The following is a 17,783-nucleotide window of genomic DNA, read 5'->3' on the forward strand; positions in this document are numbered from 1 at the left end:
CGTTTCCATCAAGCGTGCGCGGGCGGCGCACGTCGCCGGGCACAGCGGGGCATTTCCTCCCGGTATCGGGTGAGACCGCTCTTTCAGGAGCGGGGGCAGGCAGGGGGATATATCGGCGCATGGCTTACAGCCTGGATTTCAGCACGCTGACAGAGTACGCGCCCGTTTTTGCCAAGGGCGTGGCCATCACCGTCGAGTTGATCGCGGTGGGCGGAACGCTGGGGGTGTCCCTCGGCATAGCCTGCGCCTGGGCGCGCACGCAGGGTCCAAAACTGCTTCGGCCAGTGGTATCTCTCTATGTGGAGCTGATCCGCAACACGCCGTTCCTGATCCAATTGTTCTTTATTTTCTTCGGACTGCCGTCCCTCGGCATTCAACTGACGGAAATGCAGGCGGCGATCCTCGCCATGGTGGTCAACCTCGGCGCCTACGCCTGCGAGATCATCCGCGCCGGCATCGAAGCCACTCCGCGCGGCCAGTTTGAGGCGGGATCGAGCCTTGCCATGTCGCGCCTGCAGATTTTCCGCCATGTGGTGCTGACCCCCGCGCTCCAGCGCATCTGGCCGGCCCTGTCCTCGCAGATCATCATCGTCATGTTCGGCTCGGCGGTGTGTTCGCAGATCGCGGTCGAGGACATCACGTTCGCGGCCAATTTCGTCCAGTCCCGCAACTTCAGGGCGTTCGAGGCCTATATCGCCGCGACCTTGCTCTACCTGTTGCTGGCGCTAGTGCTGCGCCAGTTGATGCGCGGCCTCGGCATCCTGATCTTCCCCCGCCGGAGGGCCGCGCGATGAGCCAGTTTTCCACCTGGGATATCGTCCGCAATCTGCTGTACGCGGCGGAATGGACCGTGCTCCTGTCCGTCATCGCCTTTATCGGCGGCAGCGTGGTGGGCCTGTTCGCCCTGTTCGCCCGGACGGGCAAGGGCAAGATCCCGCGGCGGCTCGCGGCGTTCTACATCGAGCTTTTCCAGGGCACGCCGCTGCTGATGCAGCTGTTCCTGTTCTTCTTTGGCCTCTCACTCATCGGCATCAATGTTCCGCCCTGGCTTGCCGCTGGCCTGACGCTGACGCTTTGGACCGGCGCTTTCCTCGCCGAAATCTGGCGTGGCTGCGTTGAATCGATTCCCAAGGGCCAATGGGAGGCCTCCTCCAGCCTCGCCATGAATTATTTCGAGCAGATGCGCTACGTCGTGCTGCCCCAGGCCCTGCGCATCGCCGTGCCGCCCACCGTCGGCTTCTCGGTGCAGGTGGTGAAGGCGACCGCGCTCACCTCGATCATCGGATTCGTGGAGCTGTCCAAGGCCTCCACCATGATCACCAACGCCACCTTCGAGCCGTTCGTCGTCTATGGCTTCGCCGCGCTCATGTATTTCGCCCTTTGCTGGCCTCTCTCGAAGAGCAGCCAGCTTCTGGAAAGGAAGCTGAATGTCGCTCATCGCAATCACTGAAGTGCGCAAAAGCTTCGGCAGCAATGAAGTCCTGAAGGGAATCAATCTCGACGTCGCCGCCGGCGAGGTGATCGCCATCATCGGCAAGAGCGGATCGGGCAAGTCGACGCTGCTGCGCTGCATCAATGGGCTCGAAACCATCAACGATGGCTCGATCATGGTGGCGGGCGCCCAGCTTGCGCCGGACGAACTGCACCTGCGGGCGCTGCGCCTGAAGGTCGGGATGATCTTCCAGGGCTTCAACCTGTTTCCCCACCTCACGGCAGGGCGCAACGTGATGCTCTCGCCCATGGTGGTGAAGAAGGTCTCGGCCAAGGATGCGGAGGCCGAAGCGCGGCTGCGATTGGAGCAGGTGGGCCTCGGCCACAAGTTCGACGCCTATCCTGACGAGCTTTCCGGCGGCCAGCAGCAGCGTGTCGCCATCGCGCGCGCCCTCGCGATGAAGCCGCTCGCGCTGCTGTGCGACGAGATTACCTCGGCGCTCGACCCGGAACTGGTCAACGAAGTGCTCGCCGTCGTCGGCAAGCTCGCTGCGGAAGGCATGACCCTGTTGATGGTCACGCACGAAATGCGCTTCGCCCGCGAGGTGTGCGACCGGGTGGTCTTCATGCATCAGGGCAGGGTGCATGAGATCGGCCCCCCGCAAGAGGTGTTCGGCTCACCCAAGACGCTGGAATTGCAGCAGTTTCTCGGCGTCGCCTAGGGAGAAAATACACGCTTTTCAAGGTTTGAGTCTGCCGTAGCGTGAGGGCGCGGGCGGTCGGCTGTGGCGACGGTGCGGCAATGCGGCGCTTGGGGAGAAACCCGGTCGTGTTGCCGCTTCGCCAAGCCTGTGTTAGGCAACCGCAACTTCCCGGAAGCGGTGTTTTCTGCCTTCGGGTTTGGGGCAACGATATTCCCAACAGATCAAGGGTTTCAGCTCTTAGGTGGTTCTCACCAAAGGGCGTGGACCCGAGAGAGGCGCGGGTGGCGGAAACGATCGTGTCAGGCATGGCGGGGCGCTACGCGACCGCACTGTTCGAGCTGGCCGACGAGGCCGGGTCTGTCGATGCCGTAAAGGCTGACATGGATACCGTGACCGGCTTGATGGCAGAGAGCGCCGATTTCTCGCGCTTGGTGAAGAGCCCTGTGTTCTCCGCCGATGAGCAGGAACGGGCGATCACCGCTGTCCTCAATGCGGCCGGCATCGCCGGGCTTTCCGCGAAATTCCTGAAACTGGTGACGCAGAACCGGCGCCTGTTCGCGCTGCCTGCGATCATCAAGTCCTACGCCGCGCTGGTCGCCGCCAAGCGTGGCGAAGTCACCGCGCAGGTGACGGTGGCCGAGCCCCTCAGCGATGCCCATGTGGCGACGCTGAAGCAGTCGCTCGCGGCAACGACCGGCAAGGATGTGAGCCTCGACGTGACTGTCGATCCCTCCATCCTCGGCGGTCTCATCGTCCAGCTCGGCTCCCGCATGGTCGACGCTTCGCTGAAGACCAAACTCAATTCTATCCGGCATTCGATGAAAGAGGTTCGCTGATGGACATTCGAGCCGCTGAAATCACCGCGATCCTCAAGGAACAGATCCAGAATTTCGGCCAGGAGGCGGAAGTCTCGGAAGTCGGTCAGGTTCTGTCCGTCGGCGACGGTATTGCGCGCGTCTATGGCCTCGACAATGTCCAGGCCGGTGAAATGGTCGAGTTCGAGAACGGGACGCGCGGAATGGCGCTGAACCTCGAAGTCGACAACGTCGGCATCGTGATCTTCGGGTCCGATCGCGAGATCAAGGAAAGCCAGACGGTCAAGCGCACCGGCGCCATCGTCGACGTTCCCGTCGGAAAGGGCCTGTTGGGCCGCGTCGTCGACGCGCTCGGCAATCCGATCGATGGCAAGGGCCCGATCATGTACACCGAGCGTCGCCGCGTCGACGTGAAGGCCCCGGGCATCATTCCCCGCAAGTCGGTGCATGAGCCCATGCAGACCGGCCTGAAGGCCATCGACGCTCTGATCCCGATCGGCCGTGGCCAGCGCGAACTGATCATCGGCGATCGCCAGACCGGCAAGACCGCCGTGGCGCTCGACGCCATTCTCAACCAGAAGCCCATCAATCAGGGCACGGACGAGAAGGCCAAGCTCTATTGCGTCTACGTCGCGGTCGGCCAGAAGCGGTCCACCGTCGCGCAGTTCGTGAAGATTCTGGAAGAGCAAGGCGCGCTGGAATATTCCATCGTCGTCGCCGCCACCGCCTCCGACGCCGCGCCGATGCAGTTCCTGGCGCCGTTCTCGGGCACCGCCATGGGCGAGTTTTTCCGCGACAACGGCATGCATGCCCTGATCATCCACGATGACCTGTCCAAGCAGGCCGTCGCGTATCGTCAGATGTCCCTGCTGCTGCGCCGTCCTCCGGGCCGCGAAGCCTATCCCGGCGACGTGTTCTATCTCCACTCCCGCCTGCTCGAGCGCGCCGCCAAGCTCAATGACGCGAACGGCGCCGGTTCGCTGACCGCCCTCCCGGTCATCGAGACCCAGGCGAACGACGTGTCGGCCTACATCCCGACCAACGTGATCTCGATCACCGACGGTCAGATCTTCCTTGAATCCGACCTGTTCTACCAGGGCATCCGCCCGGCGGTGAACGTCGGCCTCTCGGTGTCCCGCGTCGGTTCTTCCGCGCAGATCAAGGCGATGAAGCAGGTTGCCGGTAAGATCAAGGGCGAGCTGGCCCAGTATCGTGAGCTGGCGGCCTTCGCCCAGTTCGGTTCGGACCTCGACGCCTCGACGCAGAAGCTGCTCAACCGCGGCGCCCGCCTCACCGAGCTGCTGAAGCAGAGCCAGTTCTCCCCCCTGAAGGTGGAAGAGCAGGTCGTGGTGATCTACGCCGGCACCAACGGCTATCTGGACGGCCTGCCGGTGTCCAAGGTGCGCGAGTACGAGCAGGGCCTCCTGCTCGCCATGCGCTCGCAATATGCGGACATCCTGGACGCGATCCGCACGTCTAAGGAGCTTTCCAAGGATACGGCGGCTAAGTTGACGAAGGCGCTCGACACCTTCGGCAAGAGCTTCGCCTGACCCCCTGAATCAGTGAAGGGGCGGATGCCATGGCGAGCCTGAAAGAACTAAGAAATCGCATCGCCTCGGTGAAGGCGACGCAGAAGATTACCAAGGCGATGCAGATGGTCGCCGCGGCGAAGCTGCGTCGCGCCCAGATGGCGGCGGAAGCGGCGCGGCCGTTTGCCGAGCGCATGGAAACCGTGCTCGGCAACCTCTCCTCCGGGATCACCACCAGCGCGGACACCCCGCTGCTGATGTCCGGCACGGGAAGCGACGAGCGGCACCTGCTGGTCGTGTGCACCTCCGAGCGCGGCCTTTGCGGCGCCTTCAACACCTCGATCGTCCGGCTGGTCCGCGAGCGGGCGAATGCGTTGATGGCGCAGGGCAAGAAGGTCGAGTTCTTCTGCGTCGGCCGCAAGGGATACGACCAGATCCGCCGGACCTATCCTAAGCAGATCGTCGAACTGGTCGATCTGCGCGCGGTGCGCGTTCTCGGATACGACAATGCGCACGACATCTCTCAGAAGGTGATCGCGCTGTTCAACAAGGGCGCGTTCGACGTCTGCACCGTGTTCTTTTCGCACTTCAAGAACGTGGTGACGCAGATCCCGACCGCCCAGCAGGTGATCCCTGCGGTGTTCGAGGCCAAGGCCGGCGAGGCCGTGCCCTATGACTACGAGCCGGAAGAAAGCGAGATTCTCGCCGACCTCCTGCCGCGCAACATCGCCATCCAGATCTTCCGGGCTCTCCTGGAAAATCAGGCTTCGTTCTACGGCGCACAGATGAGCGCCATGGACAATGCGACCCGGAATGCGGGCGACATGATCAAGAAGCAGACGCTGATCTATAACCGGACGCGTCAGGCCATGATCACGAAGGAACTCATCGAAATCATCTCCGGCGCCGAAGCTCTCTGACGGCTGCGGGACGAGGATAAAGGACCACGAGAATGGCGAACCCCACCGGACGCATCACCCAGGTCATCGGCGCCGTCGTCGACGTGCAGTTCGACGGCCACCTGCCGGAAATCCTCAACGCGCTGGAGACCACCAACCAGGGCGGGCGCCTTGTGCTGGAAGTTGCCCAGCATCTCGGTGAGAACACCGTGCGCACCATCGCCATGGACTCTTCCGAGGGTCTGGTGCGCGGCCAGCCGGTCAGCGATACCGGCAACCCGATCATGGTTCCGGTCGGCGAAGCCACCCTCGGCCGCATCATGAACGTCATCGGCGAGCCGGTTGACGAACTGGGCCCGGTGGTCGGCGACAGCCTGCGCTCGATCCATCAGCCCGCGCCGTCCTATGCCGAGCAGTCCACGGAAGCCGAGATCCTGGTCACCGGCATCAAGGTGGTCGATCTGCTGGCGCCTTACTCCAAGGGCGGCAAGATCGGCCTGTTCGGCGGCGCCGGCGTTGGCAAGACTGTGCTGATCATGGAGCTGATCAACAACATCGCGAAGGCGCACGGCGGTTATTCCGTGTTCGCCGGCGTCGGCGAGCGCACCCGCGAGGGCAACGATCTCTATTACGAGATGATCGAGTCCAAGGTGAACGTGGACCCGCACGAGCACAACGGCTCGGCCGCCGGCTCCAAGTGCGCCCTGGTTTACGGCCAGATGAACGAGCCCCCCGGCGCCCGCGCGCGCGTCGCTCTGACCGGCCTGACCGTCGCCGAGCATTTCCGCGACCAGGGCCAGGACGTGCTGTTCTTCGTGGACAACATTTTCCGCTTCACCCAGGCCGGCTCGGAAGTGTCGGCGCTTCTCGGCCGCATTCCTTCGGCGGTGGGCTATCAGCCGACCCTCGCGACGGACATGGGCGCCCTTCAGGAGCGTATCACCACCACCACCAAGGGTTCGATCACCTCGGTGCAGGCCATCTACGTGCCCGCCGACGATCTGACCGACCCGGCGCCTGCCGCCTCGTTCGCCCATCTGGACGCGACCACCGTGCTTTCGCGTTCGATCGCGGAAAAGGGCATCTACCCGGCGGTGGATCCGCTGGACTCCACCTCGCGCATTCTCTCCCCGCTGGTGATCGGCGAGGAGCACTACAACGTGGCCCGGCAGGTTCAGCAGACCCTGCAGCGTTACAAGGCGCTCCAGGACATCATCGCCATCCTCGGTATGGACGAGTTGTCCGAAGAGGACAAGATGACGGTGTCCCGCGCCCGCAAGATCGAACGCTTCCTGTCCCAGCCGTTCCATGTGGCGGAAGTGTTTACCGGCTCGCCCGGCAAGCTGGTCGACCTCGCCGACACCATCAAGGGCTTCAAGGGCCTAGTGGACGGCAAGTACGATCATCTGCCGGAGCAGGCCTTCTACATGGTGGGCTCCATCGAGGAAGCCATCGAGAAGGGCAAGAAGCTCGCTGCCGAGGCGGCGTGAGGCACGCCGCGCTGCTGGCGCGGCGGTTCCTTACGGCAAACCTTGAGCGCGTAGCGGAGAGATCGACATGGCCACCTTCACGTTTGAACTCGTCTCCCCGGAGCGGCTGGTCTTCTCCGGTGCCGTGACCTGGGTGGATGTGCCTGGTTCGGAAGGCGACTTTTCGGTCGGCGCCGGCCATGAGCCGTTCATCGCCACGCTGCGGCCCGGTATTCTGACCATCCGCGGCGAGGGCGCGCCCAAGCGCCTGTTCGTACGCGGCGGCTTTGCCGAAGCCAACCCGACCGGCCTCACGGTTCTTGCGGAGCGGGCCACGCCGGTGGAGGACATCCACACGGATCACCTGCGCCAGCTCATCAAGGACGCTCAAGAGGACGTCGCCGACGCCCGCAGCGACGAGGCCAAACAGAAGGCCTCAGCCGTTCTGGCCGACCTGAAACAGGTGGCCGAGGCGCTCGGCCAGGGTGCCGCCGCCAAGGCGCACTGAACCCATCTCCATCGCATGATCGAAAGCCGGGCCTCGCGCCCGGCTTTTTCGTGTTTGGGGTGATGTCGGGAACTATCGGTGAACCGGGTTGATCTATGTCCGTTCGAAAGCGGTGCGTTATCTTCTCGCCCGCTGCTTCGCAGCCGACCTCTGGCGCTTCGAGACCGCTGCGTTATCCCCTCTCCCGCTTGCGGGGGAGGGTTAGGGAGGGGGAATTGGTGAGAAATGGCCGGGAGACAAAACTTCTCCTGAGGCTCCTGCCCCCTCCCCAACCCTCCCCCGCAAGCGGGAGAGGGAGCTACTGTTAGGGGAGCGGCCGCTCGCAGCGCAACTGTCCCAATTCGGGACACGTCTGTTCGCCCCACCGCACAAGGCGGGAACGCGGCGTGAGCGAATCGCTGATATCCACAGGCCGCATTTTGTTCTCCGGCACGGGACTGCTCAGTAGATGAAGGGGATCACCCGCTTGGTGCGGGCACTGTAGGCGTCATATTCCGCGCCGAAGGTCTCGCGCATCATCGCCTCTTCCTCGCCCACCCGAAAGAAGAACAGGATGCCGAAGCCCACCAGGCCGGAAAGCCCGGCGACCGGGTTCGGCAGCAAAAGGGCTTGCGCCACCGCCCAGAGGAAGAAGGCGGTGTACATGGGGTGGCGCACATGGGTGTACACCCCTGATGTCACGAGCCGATGCTGCTCGCGAATCTCCAGCGTCACCGACCATTGCCGGCCGAGCGCCTTGTGGGTGAGCCAGAACATCCAGAGGGCCACAAGGAACACCAGGATGCCGGCCGCCACCTGCAAGGGGGAGGTGGCATAGGTCAGCCCAGCCGGAAACCCGGTGATGGCGAACACCGCCGGCACCATGCCTAGCCCCAGGGTGGAAATGAACAGCAGGATGGTTTCCTGCGTGGTGCGCCGACGTGCGTCGGTCACGCGGGTGCGGCGGGATTTGATCTGGAACGGCAGGCGGATGAGGAACCACGCGGCCACCCCGATGGTCCAGGCGATCTTCGCAACGAAAAGCAGGCTCATGCGGCGCCTCGATGTTCTGGAGTGTTCAGGCCGCCATCCTCGCCGAATATGGCGAGAGGTCCGGTCATCTGGGCCGCCAGCACCTCGAACGGCACAGGCGCGAAGACGAAGGCGTAGAAGTCGTATGCGGCGCGCCGGTCGTTTGCCAGGAAGAATTGGCAATGCAGGCGCATAATATCGAGCCGATAGCGCGCGAAGGTCTCCGGGGTGAGGAGTTCGCGAATCAGCACCTGACGCACGAAGGGCCGCAGCAGACCGTTGGCGTTGCCGGCATGCCTCAGGGTGACAGGGTTCACCTTGTAGAAGCTGACGATGTCGTCACGCGCCTGGAACTCGACCCACTGGATTTCCGCCGCGTCGTAGACCTTCTGCGCCGCCCGCCGCAGCCGCCCGCCCGCAGGGTGCAGCGCGAACTTGGCCGAGGTCGAGCCCACCGTCAGCAGGCGGATGGGAATGCGCTGGGGAAAGGTGGGGTCCTTCTCCACCGCGCGGGCGATCAGGCTGGTGGCGTGCAAGGCGCCGAAACTATGCCCGGCGATGACGATCTCCTCCACGCCGCCCTGAGCCGCGACATCCAGCAGCCGGTCGGCGAATGCGTCCATCCGAGCATCGACGGCGGGATGCCGCCCGCGCACGAAATCCACGGAGAATTCCGCGAGGTCGAGGGATTGCTTCAGCCGCACGCGGGCGCCGAGCGTCGCCATGAGCGCGAAGAACACGCCGGCGGCCGCAAGCAGCGCAAGGGCGGCTGCGTTCCATGCGCCGAGGGACGCCGCAAGACCCGAGACCAGCCAGCCGGCACCGAGCGCTGCGGCGAGAATGACCAGCAGGGCGACATAGGTGAGCAGGAAGAAGATGCCGTAGCGGTGGCTGAAGCGGAAATAGCGCACGATCGTCCCGGTGGCGATCATGTCCGCCAAGGCGCGCACGCCGCCTAGAATATGGGACCAGCGGCTGCGCCGCATGTCGACGCGCACCAGATCGTCCCAGGAGAACAGTTCGAACCGCGTCTGCGTGCTCCATCCTGGGCCAGACGCGGACGCGTCCCACAAGGCGCCGGTGGGTGTGCGGCGCGCGCGCGTCTCTGCCTCCGTCGCCACGTTCCAGACGGAACCGAAGCGTACCATCTCGCGCATGAAAATGCGTTGATGGCCCTCGACATCCATGGGATCGAAGCCTGCCACGAAGAAGAAATGGCGGCGAAGCGTCGGTTCTTGATCGCGCAGCGGCATGGTGCGCTGGTTTCTACCGGAGGAGGGGATGCGATGAAAGGGCCGGGTGCCGGTTTGATCCCGAGGGGCCAGATGCTACCTATCGCGGGCGGCATGCCGCCGCATTTTGGTTGAAGGGGTGCCCGTGCAGGCGTTGGATTCCGTCTCGGTGGTCCTGGTCTCCTATGATAGCGGAGCGGTGATCGGCCGAGCGGTGGCCTCGATTCCCTCGCAATGCGAGGTGATCATCGTCGACAACGCGAGCCCGCAGGGCACCGGCTTCATGGCAAGCCTGACGCGTCCCGCCACTTTGATCCCGCTGCCGCGCAACATGGGGTTCGGCACCGCCTGCAATGCGGGTGCGCGCGCCGCGTCGCGCCAGAACATCCTGTTTCTCAATCCCGATGCTGCGCTGGAAGCGGGGACCCTCACCACCTTGCTGGAGGCGTCCGCGCGGTATGCCCCCGCCTTGCTGATGCCGGCCATTGTCGGAGAAAACGGGCGGCTGATGCGCAAGGAAGGCTCGATCCTGGAGCCTGTGCCGCGTCACCGGCGCCTTCGCGAGGAGGAAGTCGCGGGCGACTATTGCACCCGCTTCGTGCACGGCGCGGCTTTCCTGGTGGAGCGGGCACTGTTTCTCGACATGGGCGGGTTCGACGAGCGCATCTTCCTCTATCACGAGGACGACGACCTCGCCTTGCGGGCGCAGGCGCGCCGCGTGCCGATCATCGTCGTACCCGCGGCGCGGGTGACGCATGCCGGTGGCAAGTCGAGCACACAGCATTGGCGCCGTACCTTCGCCGTCAACCGCCTGAAGAAGCAGTCAGAACTGTACCTGCGCCGAAAATATTATGCGCCCATCGGCATGTGGGCTGATGTCGCGAAGCTGGGGGGAGGGTGCATCTTGGCTGTCCTGATGCTTGACCGTCACCGACTGATGATCCGTGCCGGCAAGCTTGCAGGGCTCCTGGGTTCGCACGCCGCGCGGTAAGGGCGGCCTCCAGCTTGGGACACAGCACGCACGCAAACCCGCGCCGGGCCACGCATCCCTGAAACACGCCCTCAAAAGACCACATGATGCCTGCGTCCCGACGCGAGAGCGTCCTATTGTTAGCCGACGAATGCGCTTCGGAGAGGCCGCAATACGAGGCGATACCGCCTCGGGAGCGGCGAAACCCTGGCATGTCCTTGATGCGTTGCGCGTTTCCCTGAGGACGTGTAAGCCTCAGAGGCCAGCAATGCGGGAGAAGCCGCCGGCCCGGCCTGCCCTATCGGATTGGCCATATCTCCTCCAGCGCGTTAGACGGCCGGAAAGGGCGAAGTTTTCGTGACGGCTTCCAGGACACCGCTTCTCGACACGATCAAATCCCCAGCCGACCTGCGGGCCTTGCCGGATGAGAAGCTACACCAGGTGGCGGACGAACTGCGCGCCGAGACCATTGATGCCGTGTCGGTCACAGGCGGCCATCTTGGGGCGGGGCTGGGGGTCGTTGAACTCACCGTCGCCTTGCATCATGTGTTCGATACCCCCCACGATCGGCTGATATGGGACGTGGGCCACCAGGCCTATCCGCACAAGATTCTCACCCAGCGGCGGGACCGTATCCGCACCCTGCGCCAGGGCGGTGGCCTCTCCGGCTTCACCCGCCGCAGCGAGAGCGAATACGACCCGTTCGGGGCAGCGCATTCCTCCACCTCGATTTCCGCCGGCCTCGGCATGGCCGTCGCACGCGACCTCGCGGGTGAGGAGCGCAATGTGGTGTGCGTGATCGGCGATGGCGCCATGTCGGCGGGCATGGCCTATGAGGCCATGAACAATGCCGGCGCCATGGACAGCCGCCTGATCGTGATTCTCAACGACAACGATATGTCCATCGCCCCGCCCACGGGCGCGATGTCTGCTTATCTCGCGCGGCTGATTTCCGGGCGCACCTATCTCTCTCTGCGGGAGCTGGGCAAGCAGCTCGCCGGCCATATGCCGAAGTTCGTCGAACGCGGCGCCCAGCGCGCCGAGGAGTTCGCACGCGGCTTCTGGACCGGCGGCACGCTGTTCGAGGAGATGGGCTTTTATTATGTGGGCCCGATCGACGGGCATAATTTGGAACACCTGCTGCCGGTGCTGCGCAATGTGCGCGATGCCAAGACCGGGCCGATCCTGGTTCACGTCGTGACCCAGAAGGGCAAGGGCTACGCGCCGGCTGAGGCGTCGGCCGACAAATACCACGGCGTGGTGAAGTTTGACGTGGTGACCGGCGCGCAGGTCAAGGCCAAGTCCAACGCGCCCTCCTATACCAGGGTGTTCGCGGAAAGCCTGATCGCCGAGGCCAAGCACGACGACAAGGTGGTCGCAATCACCGCCGCCATGCCCTCAGGCACCGGCCTCGACCTGTTCGGTCAGGCCTTTCCCGACCGCACGTTTGATGTCGGCATCGCCGAGCAGCACGCCGTGACGTTCGCCGCCGGGCTGGCGACCGAGGGCTACAAGCCGTTCTGCGCCCTCTATTCGACCTTCCTACAGCGCGCCTACGACCAGGTGGTGCACGACGTCGCCATCCAGGGGCTGCCGGTGCGCTTCGCGATAGACCGCGCCGGGCTGGTGGGGGCGGACGGGGCGACGCACGCCGGCGCGTTCGATATTTCCTTCCTCGCCTGCCTGCCGGGCTTCACCGTGATGGCGCCCTCGGACGAGGCGGAACTGACCCACATGGTCGCGACCGCCGTCGCCTTCGATGAGGGGCCGATTGCGTTCCGCTTCCCGCGCGGCGAGGGCATCGGCATCGAGCGGCCGGAGCGCGGCGAGATTCTGGCCATCGGACGCGGGCGGGTGATGCGCGAGGGCACGGATGTCGCCATCGTGTCGCTGGGCACCCGCCTTGTCGCCTGCCTGGAGGCGGCCGATCGCCTTTCCGCTATGGGACTGTCCGCAACCGTGGTGGATGCGCGGTTCGCCAAGCCGATCGATAGCGCGCTGATCCAGCGGCTGGCGCGCGAGCATGGCGCGCTGATCACGGTGGAAGAAGGATCGGTTGGCGGCTTCGGCAGCCAGGTGATGCAATTGCTGAGCGATGCCGGCGCACTGGATCGCGGGCTGAAGCTGCGCGCCATGGTGCTGCCGGATATCTATATCGATCACGACAGCCCGGCGTACCAGATCGCGCTTGCCGGACTGGACGCGGATGCCATCACCGCGAAGGCGCTATCGCTGCTGAACCCCGCCGAGGCCCGCGCGCCGATCCCCCGGCGCGCGTAAGGCCGGAAGGTCTTACTTGCAGGCGCTCTCGAACTGAGCAAAGGCCTGAGGTGCGCCGTCGAGCGCGATCTGCTGCTTTACGCCCTTGGTCTCGATCACCAGGGCCTTGCCGCCGGCGAGGGCGGCCTTGATGTCTGCCAGCTTGCCGCCGGCATCCACGTCAACCGAGCTGGCCTCGTCATTGGCGACGCCTTTGCCGGAAAATTCCTTCTTCACCTTGCCGGCGGTCAGGATGACCTTCGTAGCTTCATCCGCCTTCAGCCCCTTTGAGCCGAGGTGCGTGCTGATGAGCACGTTGGCGTTGCCGCGATCGCAGGTGAAGGAAATGGCGGAGTTGTCGGTTTCCGATGTCCCGAAGAACAGCACCGATCCGGTGTCGGTGTCGGTGGTCCCCCAGGTCGAGCCGACCTGGGCTGCCGCCGGCAGAACCGAAGCGGCAACGAGAAGTGTGGCGAGTGCCGCGCGTTTCATGGCGTGTTCCTTATCTCAGCGCGCGCGATCATAGAGACACGACCGCAAAGGGAAAGGGCAAGTCGCCAGCTTGGTTAGCGGCCCGAAGTTAGCGGCGTCCCAGGCAGACATTCTCGAAATCCGCCAGCCGTGCCCGCGCGCCGGCCAGGGGATAGCTCTGGGTGGGGGCGGCCGTCTTGGGATTTGCCGCAGGCATTTTGACAACCAGGGTGTCGCCGCCACGGAATAGGTCAAACACGCGCGGCTCCAGGGAGACCGCCGCCTCCACCACCAGAGCGCCGTCGGACCCGAGGAAGGCGGTGGCCGCCAGTTCCAGGCGACGCTTCCCGTTGATCAACGAGATCGGCACCCCGTCCCCCGAGGAGAACGGCTTGCCCACCACCTCGATGGCAATTTGCAGAAGCCGCCCCGAAGGCTGGCAGGTGAGTGCAAAATCGGGGTCGAGATCGCGTGGCTGCGCATAGCGCAGCACATAGGTGCCCTCGCCCTTCGCGATGGTCCACACCCGTGTGTCCACCGGGGCGGCGACTTTCTGGGGTTTGGCGGTGGCCGCCTCGGCTGCGCCGGGGCCGACAATGAACAAGAGCGTCGCAAGAAACGCAGACACCAGGCGCATGCAGGCTCCGATCACAATGGCCAACCAATCCGTAACGCTCGTCCGTCTGGCGGACGCACAACCACGCATTCCAGCGATGGTTCAGTCAAAGTCCCGCCGTGTGCCAAGGTGTAGCAGGTCCGGCGCAGCCGATGGAATGTCGACCATGCCTTGTTGCCGCCCGGGCATCCTTTAGAAGAGTGACAATGGCCAGATGGTGGCGCGGCCTCCATCTTTAAAGACGCCTGCATCGGAGTGAGAGCATATGGCGCGCCAGCGCATCGACAAGCTGCTCGTGACGCGCGGGCTGTTCGACAGCCGTGCTCGCGCCCAAGCCGCCATTCTGGCCGGCCTGGTGCTGGTGGACGGCCGGCTTGTCACTAAGACTTCGGAGGAGGTGGCCGAGGAGGCCGTGATTGATGCTCAGCATCCACACCCCTTCGTTTCGCGCGGCGGCGTAAAGCTGGCTGCGGCTTTGGACGCATTCGGCTTCGATCCCAGCGGCAAGGTGGCGCTGGATGTGGGCGCTTCGACCGGCGGGTTCACCGATGTTTTGTTGTCGCGTGGCGCCGCCCGCGTCTATGCGGTGGATGTGGGCCGGGACCAGTTTCACCCGAGCCTGCGCGAGCGCCCCGAGGTTCGCCTGTTCGAGGGGACGGATGCGCGCGTGCTTTCCCGCGAATTGGTGCCCGAAGAGGTGGATCTGGTGGTCTTTGACGTGAGCTTCATTTCCCTGTCCCTGGTCCTTTCTCCCGCGCTCGCCCTGGCAGGACCAAAGGCGCGCCTTGTGGCCCTGGTGAAACCCCAGTTCGAGGCGGGTCGCGCCAGGGTCAAGAAGGGCATCGTGCGGGACGCGCTGGTGCACGAGGAGGCGTGCGCGCGGATATCGGCGGAGGTGGCCGCGCTTGGTTGGCGGGTGGTGGGGCTGATTCCGTCGCCCATCGAAGGCGGCGACGGCAACCGCGAATTCCTGATCGGGGCGGAGCGAGCGTGATGGAAGCGGTGGTTGCCCGCATGGGCGCGCAGGGCGACGGCATCATCGAGACCGAGGAGGGCCCGCTGTTCGCACCCTATACTCTGCCGGGCGAACGAGTGGCCGGTGCGCGCGACAAGGACAAGTTGAAGGTCGAGCGCATTCTTTCGGCAAGCACGGATCGGGTGACGCCGGAATGTCCCCATTTCGGCATCTGCGGTGGATGTCTGCTGCAACATTGGGAGCGGAGCGCCTACGCCAGTTGGAAGCGCGATCTGGTGGTCTCGGCACTGAAATGGGAAGGGATTGAGACCGAGGTTGCACCGCTGGTGGATGCCCATGGCGCGGGGCGGCGCCGGGCGATCTTTCATGCTCGCCAGATTGGTGCGCGCACCATCGTCGGCTTCGCCGAGCGCAAATCGCACGCCATGGTGCCGATCTCGGTTTGTCCGGTTCTCGCGCCCGGTCTCGACCAATCGCTGCCGGCGGCGCGGGCGGTGGCGGAAGCGCTGGCGCCGCTGAAGAAGCCGCTTGACCTGCATGTGACCGCCACGGAGGCGGGGATGGACATGGACGTGCGGGGCTCCGGGCCGTTGCCGCCCATGATCGCCATGGATATTGGCGCCCTCGCCGAGACCTTTCGGCTCGCGCGGCTGACCCGGCACGGCGAACTGGTGGTGCAGCGCGAGGCGCCGTTCGTCACCATGGGCCGCGCGCGGGTGCAGCTTCCGCCCGCCTCGTTCCTTCAGGCAACGCAATTGGGAGAGGAAACGCTGGCCGGGCTGGCTCTCTCGATGGTCGAGGGCGCGCGGCGGGTGGCGGACCTGTTTTGCGGGGTCGGCACGTTCGCGCTGCGCCTCGCGGCCTCAACGCGGGTCGCGGCTTATGAGAGCAATGCGCCAGCCATCGCCGCCCTGGCGCGTGCCGGGCAGGCCGCGCCGGGGCTGAAGGGCATCGATAGCGAAGTTCGCGACCTGTTCCGTCGCCCGCTCACGGCGGACGAGCTTGGCGCTTTCGATGCTGTGGTCATCGACCCGCCCCGCCAAGGAGCCGAGGCGCAGGCGCGGGAACTGGCGCGGGCGAAGCTGTCCCGCATTGCTTACGTCTCGTGCAGTGTCACCACCTTTGCACGCGACGCGCGGATATTACGGGATGGCGGCTTCCGGCTCCGCGACGTCACGCCGGTGGATCAGTTTCGATATTCTCCGCATGTGGAACTGGTTGGCCGTTTCGAGAGATGAACCTGCGGTCTAGTATCTTTATCGCGCATAACGCGCAGGGTTGGTTCGGTGCGCGCACCCCATGAGCCGGGGCAAGCGGCATCTTTTCGGGAGAAGACGATGAGGGCTGTGATTCTTGCCTCGGCCGTGGCCTTGGCTTTCAGCGCGACGCTTGCGTCCGCGCAGACCATGAACATGCCGGCCGCCTCCACAGCGGGCCCCGCGCCGAGCGCGCTGGCCGCTGCCGCCACCGTGCCCAGCACAAAGGCGTTCGTCGAAACCGCTGCCGCCGCGAACCAGTTCGAAATCGTGTCGAGCCAACTCGCTCTGACCAAGACCAAGGACAAGAAGATCGTCGCTTTTGCCAAGATGATGATCAAGGACCACACCAAGATCGGGAAGAACTTCGTGGCCGCGCTCGGCAAGGCCAACACCGGCGTCACCCCGCCTCCTGGCCTTGGCGATGAACTCGACAAGATCATGGCGCGGCTGAAGTCCGAAGAAGGCGCGACCTTCGAGGCGGACTACATCGCCGCCCAGACCAAGGGCCACCAGGACGCCGTGGGCCTGTTCGCCGGCTATGCCAAGGGCGGCGAGAACAAGGTGATGCAGGCCTTCGCCAAGAAGACCTTGCCGATCATCGAGATGCATCTGAAGATGTGTTACGAGCTGGCGGCTAAGAAATAGCCTTCGGCTTTCACCCCTAGTTGTTCCAGTGCTCCTGCCACATGCGCTCGCCGATCAGGCAGGACACGCGGGCAGGCTCCACGACAGGGATGACACGCAAGGTCGTCGGCGCGGGTTTCACGCCGGCGACTTCTAACACTAGCTTGGTCTTGATGGCGCGTGCGAACTCCGCAGTTGAGCGCACCGGGATGACGAATGCCCCGGCGCCGCCGATCACGCAATCCTCATAATAGAGATCGAGTTCCGGCACATCCATGGCGGCGTTGTTGCTCTGCTTGAGCAGCAAGGGCAACCCATTGATCGTTACGCCACGGCTGACGACATCGTCTCTCACCCGTGTCACCGGCGGGCCCTGGTTGTTCACGCCGTCGCCGGAGACGTCGATGACGTTTCGCAGCCCGCGATAGCCGCTGGTCTGGAATAGCTTGGCCGAGAATTGCAGCGCGCCTGAAATGGATGTGCGATAGGCGCGCCGCATCGGGGTTGAACGGATCGCGTCCGAAAACGCCCGCGCGCTTGCTGGCCCATCGATGATTTTCCAGTCGAGCACGAGGCGCTGCTCGTTTTCACCCGCCCATTCCACATAAGCCAGCGCGATGCGCCCGCGGGGGCCGAGTTTCAGGGCATTGAGGAATTCATCCGAGACCAGTGCGGACGCGTAGCCGTCCCGCTGAAGCGCCTGTTCATCGGGGTCCATGGAATAGGAAATGTCCACGGCGAGGACGAGTTGCACGTCAACGATGTTGTCGGCTTTTTGAGCCTGGCCCCTCTGGGCGGAAGCCGGGGCGGACAGCCAAAGTCCCGCCAGGGCCGCCAGAAGGAAAGTAACGCCGAACTTCCGCTGAGCCATGGCGTCCTCCTAGGGAACGGCAGCAGGAATGATGCGTCGCATCATGCTGCCACCAAGCCGGCATCAGCGGAAGGGGCTGGCGCATTTTCATGCCAACGGGACGCGGCCCCGCGTGAAGAAAATGAGACAGCCCCGTTCA

18 protein-coding genes are annotated in these 17,783 nt (G+C 64.6%); 13 read left to right on the forward strand and 5 right to left on the reverse strand.

Features of this window, described 5'->3' with window-relative positions; translation table 11 throughout:
* Positions 1-119: 119 nt before the first annotated feature.
* From ADADO0_RS13805 to ADADO0_RS13840, 8 genes are all read left to right on the forward strand, one after another.
* A complete protein-coding gene (locus ADADO0_RS13805) occupies positions 120-794 on the forward strand; it encodes an amino acid ABC transporter permease (protein ID WP_511305723.1) in 675 nt (224 codons plus the stop codon).
* On the forward strand, positions 791-1,450 hold the full coding sequence (locus ADADO0_RS13810; protein WP_511305724.1) for an amino acid ABC transporter permease: 660 nt from the start codon (positions 791-793) through the stop codon (positions 1,448-1,450). Before ADADO0_RS13805 ends, ADADO0_RS13810 begins: the two co-directional genes overlap by 4 nt.
* Positions 1,428-2,153, forward strand: a complete 726-nt coding sequence (locus tag ADADO0_RS13815; protein WP_511305725.1) for an amino acid ABC transporter ATP-binding protein — start codon at positions 1,428-1,430, stop codon at positions 2,151-2,153. The genes ADADO0_RS13810 and ADADO0_RS13815 overlap by 23 nt, the downstream gene beginning before the upstream one ends.
* A gap of 263 nt (positions 2,154-2,416) precedes the next feature.
* Positions 2,417-2,971 carry a F0F1 ATP synthase subunit delta gene (locus ADADO0_RS13820; RefSeq protein ID WP_511305726.1) on the forward strand — a complete coding sequence of 185 codons (555 nt, stop codon included), beginning with the start codon at positions 2,417-2,419 and terminating at the stop codon, positions 2,969-2,971.
* Positions 2,971-4,500: a F0F1 ATP synthase subunit alpha gene (gene atpA / locus ADADO0_RS13825; protein ID WP_511305727.1), complete on the forward strand. Its 1,530-nt coding sequence runs from the start codon at positions 2,971-2,973 to the stop codon at positions 4,498-4,500. The genes ADADO0_RS13820 and atpA overlap by 1 nt, the downstream gene beginning before the upstream one ends.
* Before the next feature lie 29 nt (positions 4,501-4,529).
* Positions 4,530-5,399, forward strand: a complete 870-nt coding sequence (locus ADADO0_RS13830) for a F0F1 ATP synthase subunit gamma (RefSeq protein WP_511305728.1) — start codon at positions 4,530-4,532, stop codon at positions 5,397-5,399.
* Between the two features lie 32 nt (positions 5,400-5,431).
* Complete coding sequence (gene atpD, locus ADADO0_RS13835) at positions 5,432-6,868, forward strand: F0F1 ATP synthase subunit beta (RefSeq protein ID WP_511305729.1); 1,437 nt, start codon at positions 5,432-5,434, stop codon at positions 6,866-6,868.
* Between the two features lie 67 nt (positions 6,869-6,935).
* Positions 6,936-7,355, forward strand: coding sequence for a F0F1 ATP synthase subunit epsilon (locus ADADO0_RS13840; RefSeq protein WP_511305730.1), 420 nt, complete (start codon positions 6,936-6,938; stop codon positions 7,353-7,355).
* 441 nt (positions 7,356-7,796) lie between these two features.
* Here ADADO0_RS13840 and ADADO0_RS13845 read toward each other — a convergent pair whose 3' ends face one another.
* Positions 7,797-8,387 (reverse strand): protein-S-isoprenylcysteine O-methyltransferase, encoded by a 591-nt coding sequence (locus ADADO0_RS13845; protein ID WP_511305731.1) that lies wholly within the window; start codon positions 8,385-8,387, stop codon positions 7,797-7,799.
* Positions 8,384-9,619 (reverse strand): alpha/beta fold hydrolase, encoded by a 1,236-nt coding sequence (locus ADADO0_RS13850; RefSeq protein ID WP_511305732.1) that lies wholly within the window; start codon positions 9,617-9,619, stop codon positions 8,384-8,386. The genes ADADO0_RS13845 and ADADO0_RS13850 overlap by 4 nt, the downstream gene beginning before the upstream one ends.
* Before the next feature lie 124 nt (positions 9,620-9,743).
* Here ADADO0_RS13850 and ADADO0_RS13855 point away from each other — a divergent pair, with 124 nt between their 5' ends.
* The gene (locus tag ADADO0_RS13855) at positions 9,744-10,589 is read left to right on the forward strand and encodes a glycosyltransferase family 2 protein (RefSeq protein ID WP_511305733.1); all 846 of its coding nucleotides are present in this window, start codon (positions 9,744-9,746) and stop codon (positions 10,587-10,589) included.
* Between the two features lie 336 nt (positions 10,590-10,925).
* Positions 10,926-12,848 carry a 1-deoxy-D-xylulose-5-phosphate synthase gene (gene dxs, locus ADADO0_RS13860; protein WP_511305734.1) on the forward strand — a complete coding sequence of 641 codons (1,923 nt, stop codon included), beginning with the start codon at positions 10,926-10,928 and terminating at the stop codon, positions 12,846-12,848.
* Between the two features lie 12 nt (positions 12,849-12,860).
* Here the strand turns inward: dxs and ADADO0_RS13865 are convergent, their stop codons facing one another.
* Together ADADO0_RS13865 and ADADO0_RS13870 are read right to left on the reverse strand one after the other, a co-directional pair.
* The gene (locus ADADO0_RS13865) at positions 12,861-13,319 is read right to left on the reverse strand and encodes a hypothetical protein (protein WP_511305735.1); all 459 of its coding nucleotides are present in this window, start codon (positions 13,317-13,319) and stop codon (positions 12,861-12,863) included.
* 88 nt (positions 13,320-13,407) lie between these two features.
* Positions 13,408-13,935 carry a hypothetical protein gene (locus ADADO0_RS13870; protein ID WP_511305736.1) on the reverse strand — a complete coding sequence of 176 codons (528 nt, stop codon included), beginning with the start codon at positions 13,933-13,935 and terminating at the stop codon, positions 13,408-13,410.
* Between the two features lie 244 nt (positions 13,936-14,179).
* Between ADADO0_RS13870 and ADADO0_RS13875 the strand changes: the two genes are divergently transcribed.
* The 3 genes from ADADO0_RS13875 (at position 14,180) to ADADO0_RS13885 (ending at position 16,794) form a co-directional block, all read left to right on the forward strand.
* A complete protein-coding gene (locus ADADO0_RS13875) occupies positions 14,180-14,908 on the forward strand; it encodes a TlyA family RNA methyltransferase (RefSeq protein ID WP_511305737.1) in 729 nt (242 codons plus the stop codon).
* A complete protein-coding gene (locus ADADO0_RS13880; protein WP_511305738.1) occupies positions 14,908-16,128 on the forward strand; it encodes a class I SAM-dependent RNA methyltransferase in 1,221 nt (406 codons plus the stop codon). The genes ADADO0_RS13875 and ADADO0_RS13880 overlap by 1 nt, the downstream gene beginning before the upstream one ends.
* Positions 16,129-16,227: 99 nt before the next feature.
* Positions 16,228-16,794 carry a DUF4142 domain-containing protein gene (locus ADADO0_RS13885; RefSeq protein ID WP_511305739.1) on the forward strand — a complete coding sequence of 189 codons (567 nt, stop codon included), beginning with the start codon at positions 16,228-16,230 and terminating at the stop codon, positions 16,792-16,794.
* 16 nt (positions 16,795-16,810) lie between these two features.
* On the opposite strand, the gene ADADO0_RS13890 is transcribed toward ADADO0_RS13885, so the two are convergent.
* Complete coding sequence (locus tag ADADO0_RS13890; protein ID WP_511305740.1) at positions 16,811-17,644, reverse strand: DUF1194 domain-containing protein; 834 nt, start codon at positions 17,642-17,644, stop codon at positions 16,811-16,813.
* Between the last annotated feature and the right edge of the window lie 139 nt (positions 17,645-17,783).

It is taken from the genome of Aquabacter sp. (assembly GCF_965279295.1).
Classification (GTDB): Bacteria; Pseudomonadota; Alphaproteobacteria; order Rhizobiales; family Xanthobacteraceae; genus Aquabacter.

Bases quoted from the DNA above. Each gene is read 5' to 3' on its own strand.
- ADADO0_RS13885 (WP_511305739.1), top strand. From the start codon at position 16,228: ATGAGGGCTGTGATTCTTGCCTCGGCCGTGGCCTTGGCTTTCAGCGCG.
- ADADO0_RS13850 (WP_511305732.1), bottom strand. From the start codon at position 9,619: ATGCCGCTGCGCGATCAAGAACCGACGCTTCGCCGCCATTTCTTCTTC.
- ADADO0_RS13880 (WP_511305738.1), top strand. From the start codon at position 14,908: ATGGAAGCGGTGGTTGCCCGCATGGGCGCGCAGGGCGACGGCATCATC.
- ADADO0_RS13810 (WP_511305724.1), top strand. From the start codon at position 791: ATGAGCCAGTTTTCCACCTGGGATATCGTCCGCAATCTGCTGTACGCG.
- ADADO0_RS13815 (WP_511305725.1), top strand. From the start codon at position 1,428: ATGTCGCTCATCGCAATCACTGAAGTGCGCAAAAGCTTCGGCAGCAAT.
- atpD (WP_511305729.1), top strand. From the start codon at position 5,432: ATGGCGAACCCCACCGGACGCATCACCCAGGTCATCGGCGCCGTCGTC.
- ADADO0_RS13830 (WP_511305728.1), top strand. From the start codon at position 4,530: ATGGCGAGCCTGAAAGAACTAAGAAATCGCATCGCCTCGGTGAAGGCG.
- ADADO0_RS13805 (WP_511305723.1), top strand. From the start codon at position 120: ATGGCTTACAGCCTGGATTTCAGCACGCTGACAGAGTACGCGCCCGTT.
- ADADO0_RS13875 (WP_511305737.1), top strand. From the start codon at position 14,180: ATGGCGCGCCAGCGCATCGACAAGCTGCTCGTGACGCGCGGGCTGTTC.
- ADADO0_RS13845 (WP_511305731.1), bottom strand. From the start codon at position 8,387: ATGAGCCTGCTTTTCGTTGCGAAGATCGCCTGGACCATCGGGGTGGCC.
- ADADO0_RS13890 (WP_511305740.1), bottom strand. From the start codon at position 17,644: ATGGCTCAGCGGAAGTTCGGCGTTACTTTCCTTCTGGCGGCCCTGGCG.
- ADADO0_RS13870 (WP_511305736.1), bottom strand. From the start codon at position 13,935: ATGCGCCTGGTGTCTGCGTTTCTTGCGACGCTCTTGTTCATTGTCGGC.
- ADADO0_RS13840 (WP_511305730.1), top strand. From the start codon at position 6,936: ATGGCCACCTTCACGTTTGAACTCGTCTCCCCGGAGCGGCTGGTCTTC.
- ADADO0_RS13865 (WP_511305735.1), bottom strand. From the start codon at position 13,319: ATGAAACGCGCGGCACTCGCCACACTTCTCGTTGCCGCTTCGGTTCTG.
- atpA (WP_511305727.1), top strand. From the start codon at position 2,971: ATGGACATTCGAGCCGCTGAAATCACCGCGATCCTCAAGGAACAGATC.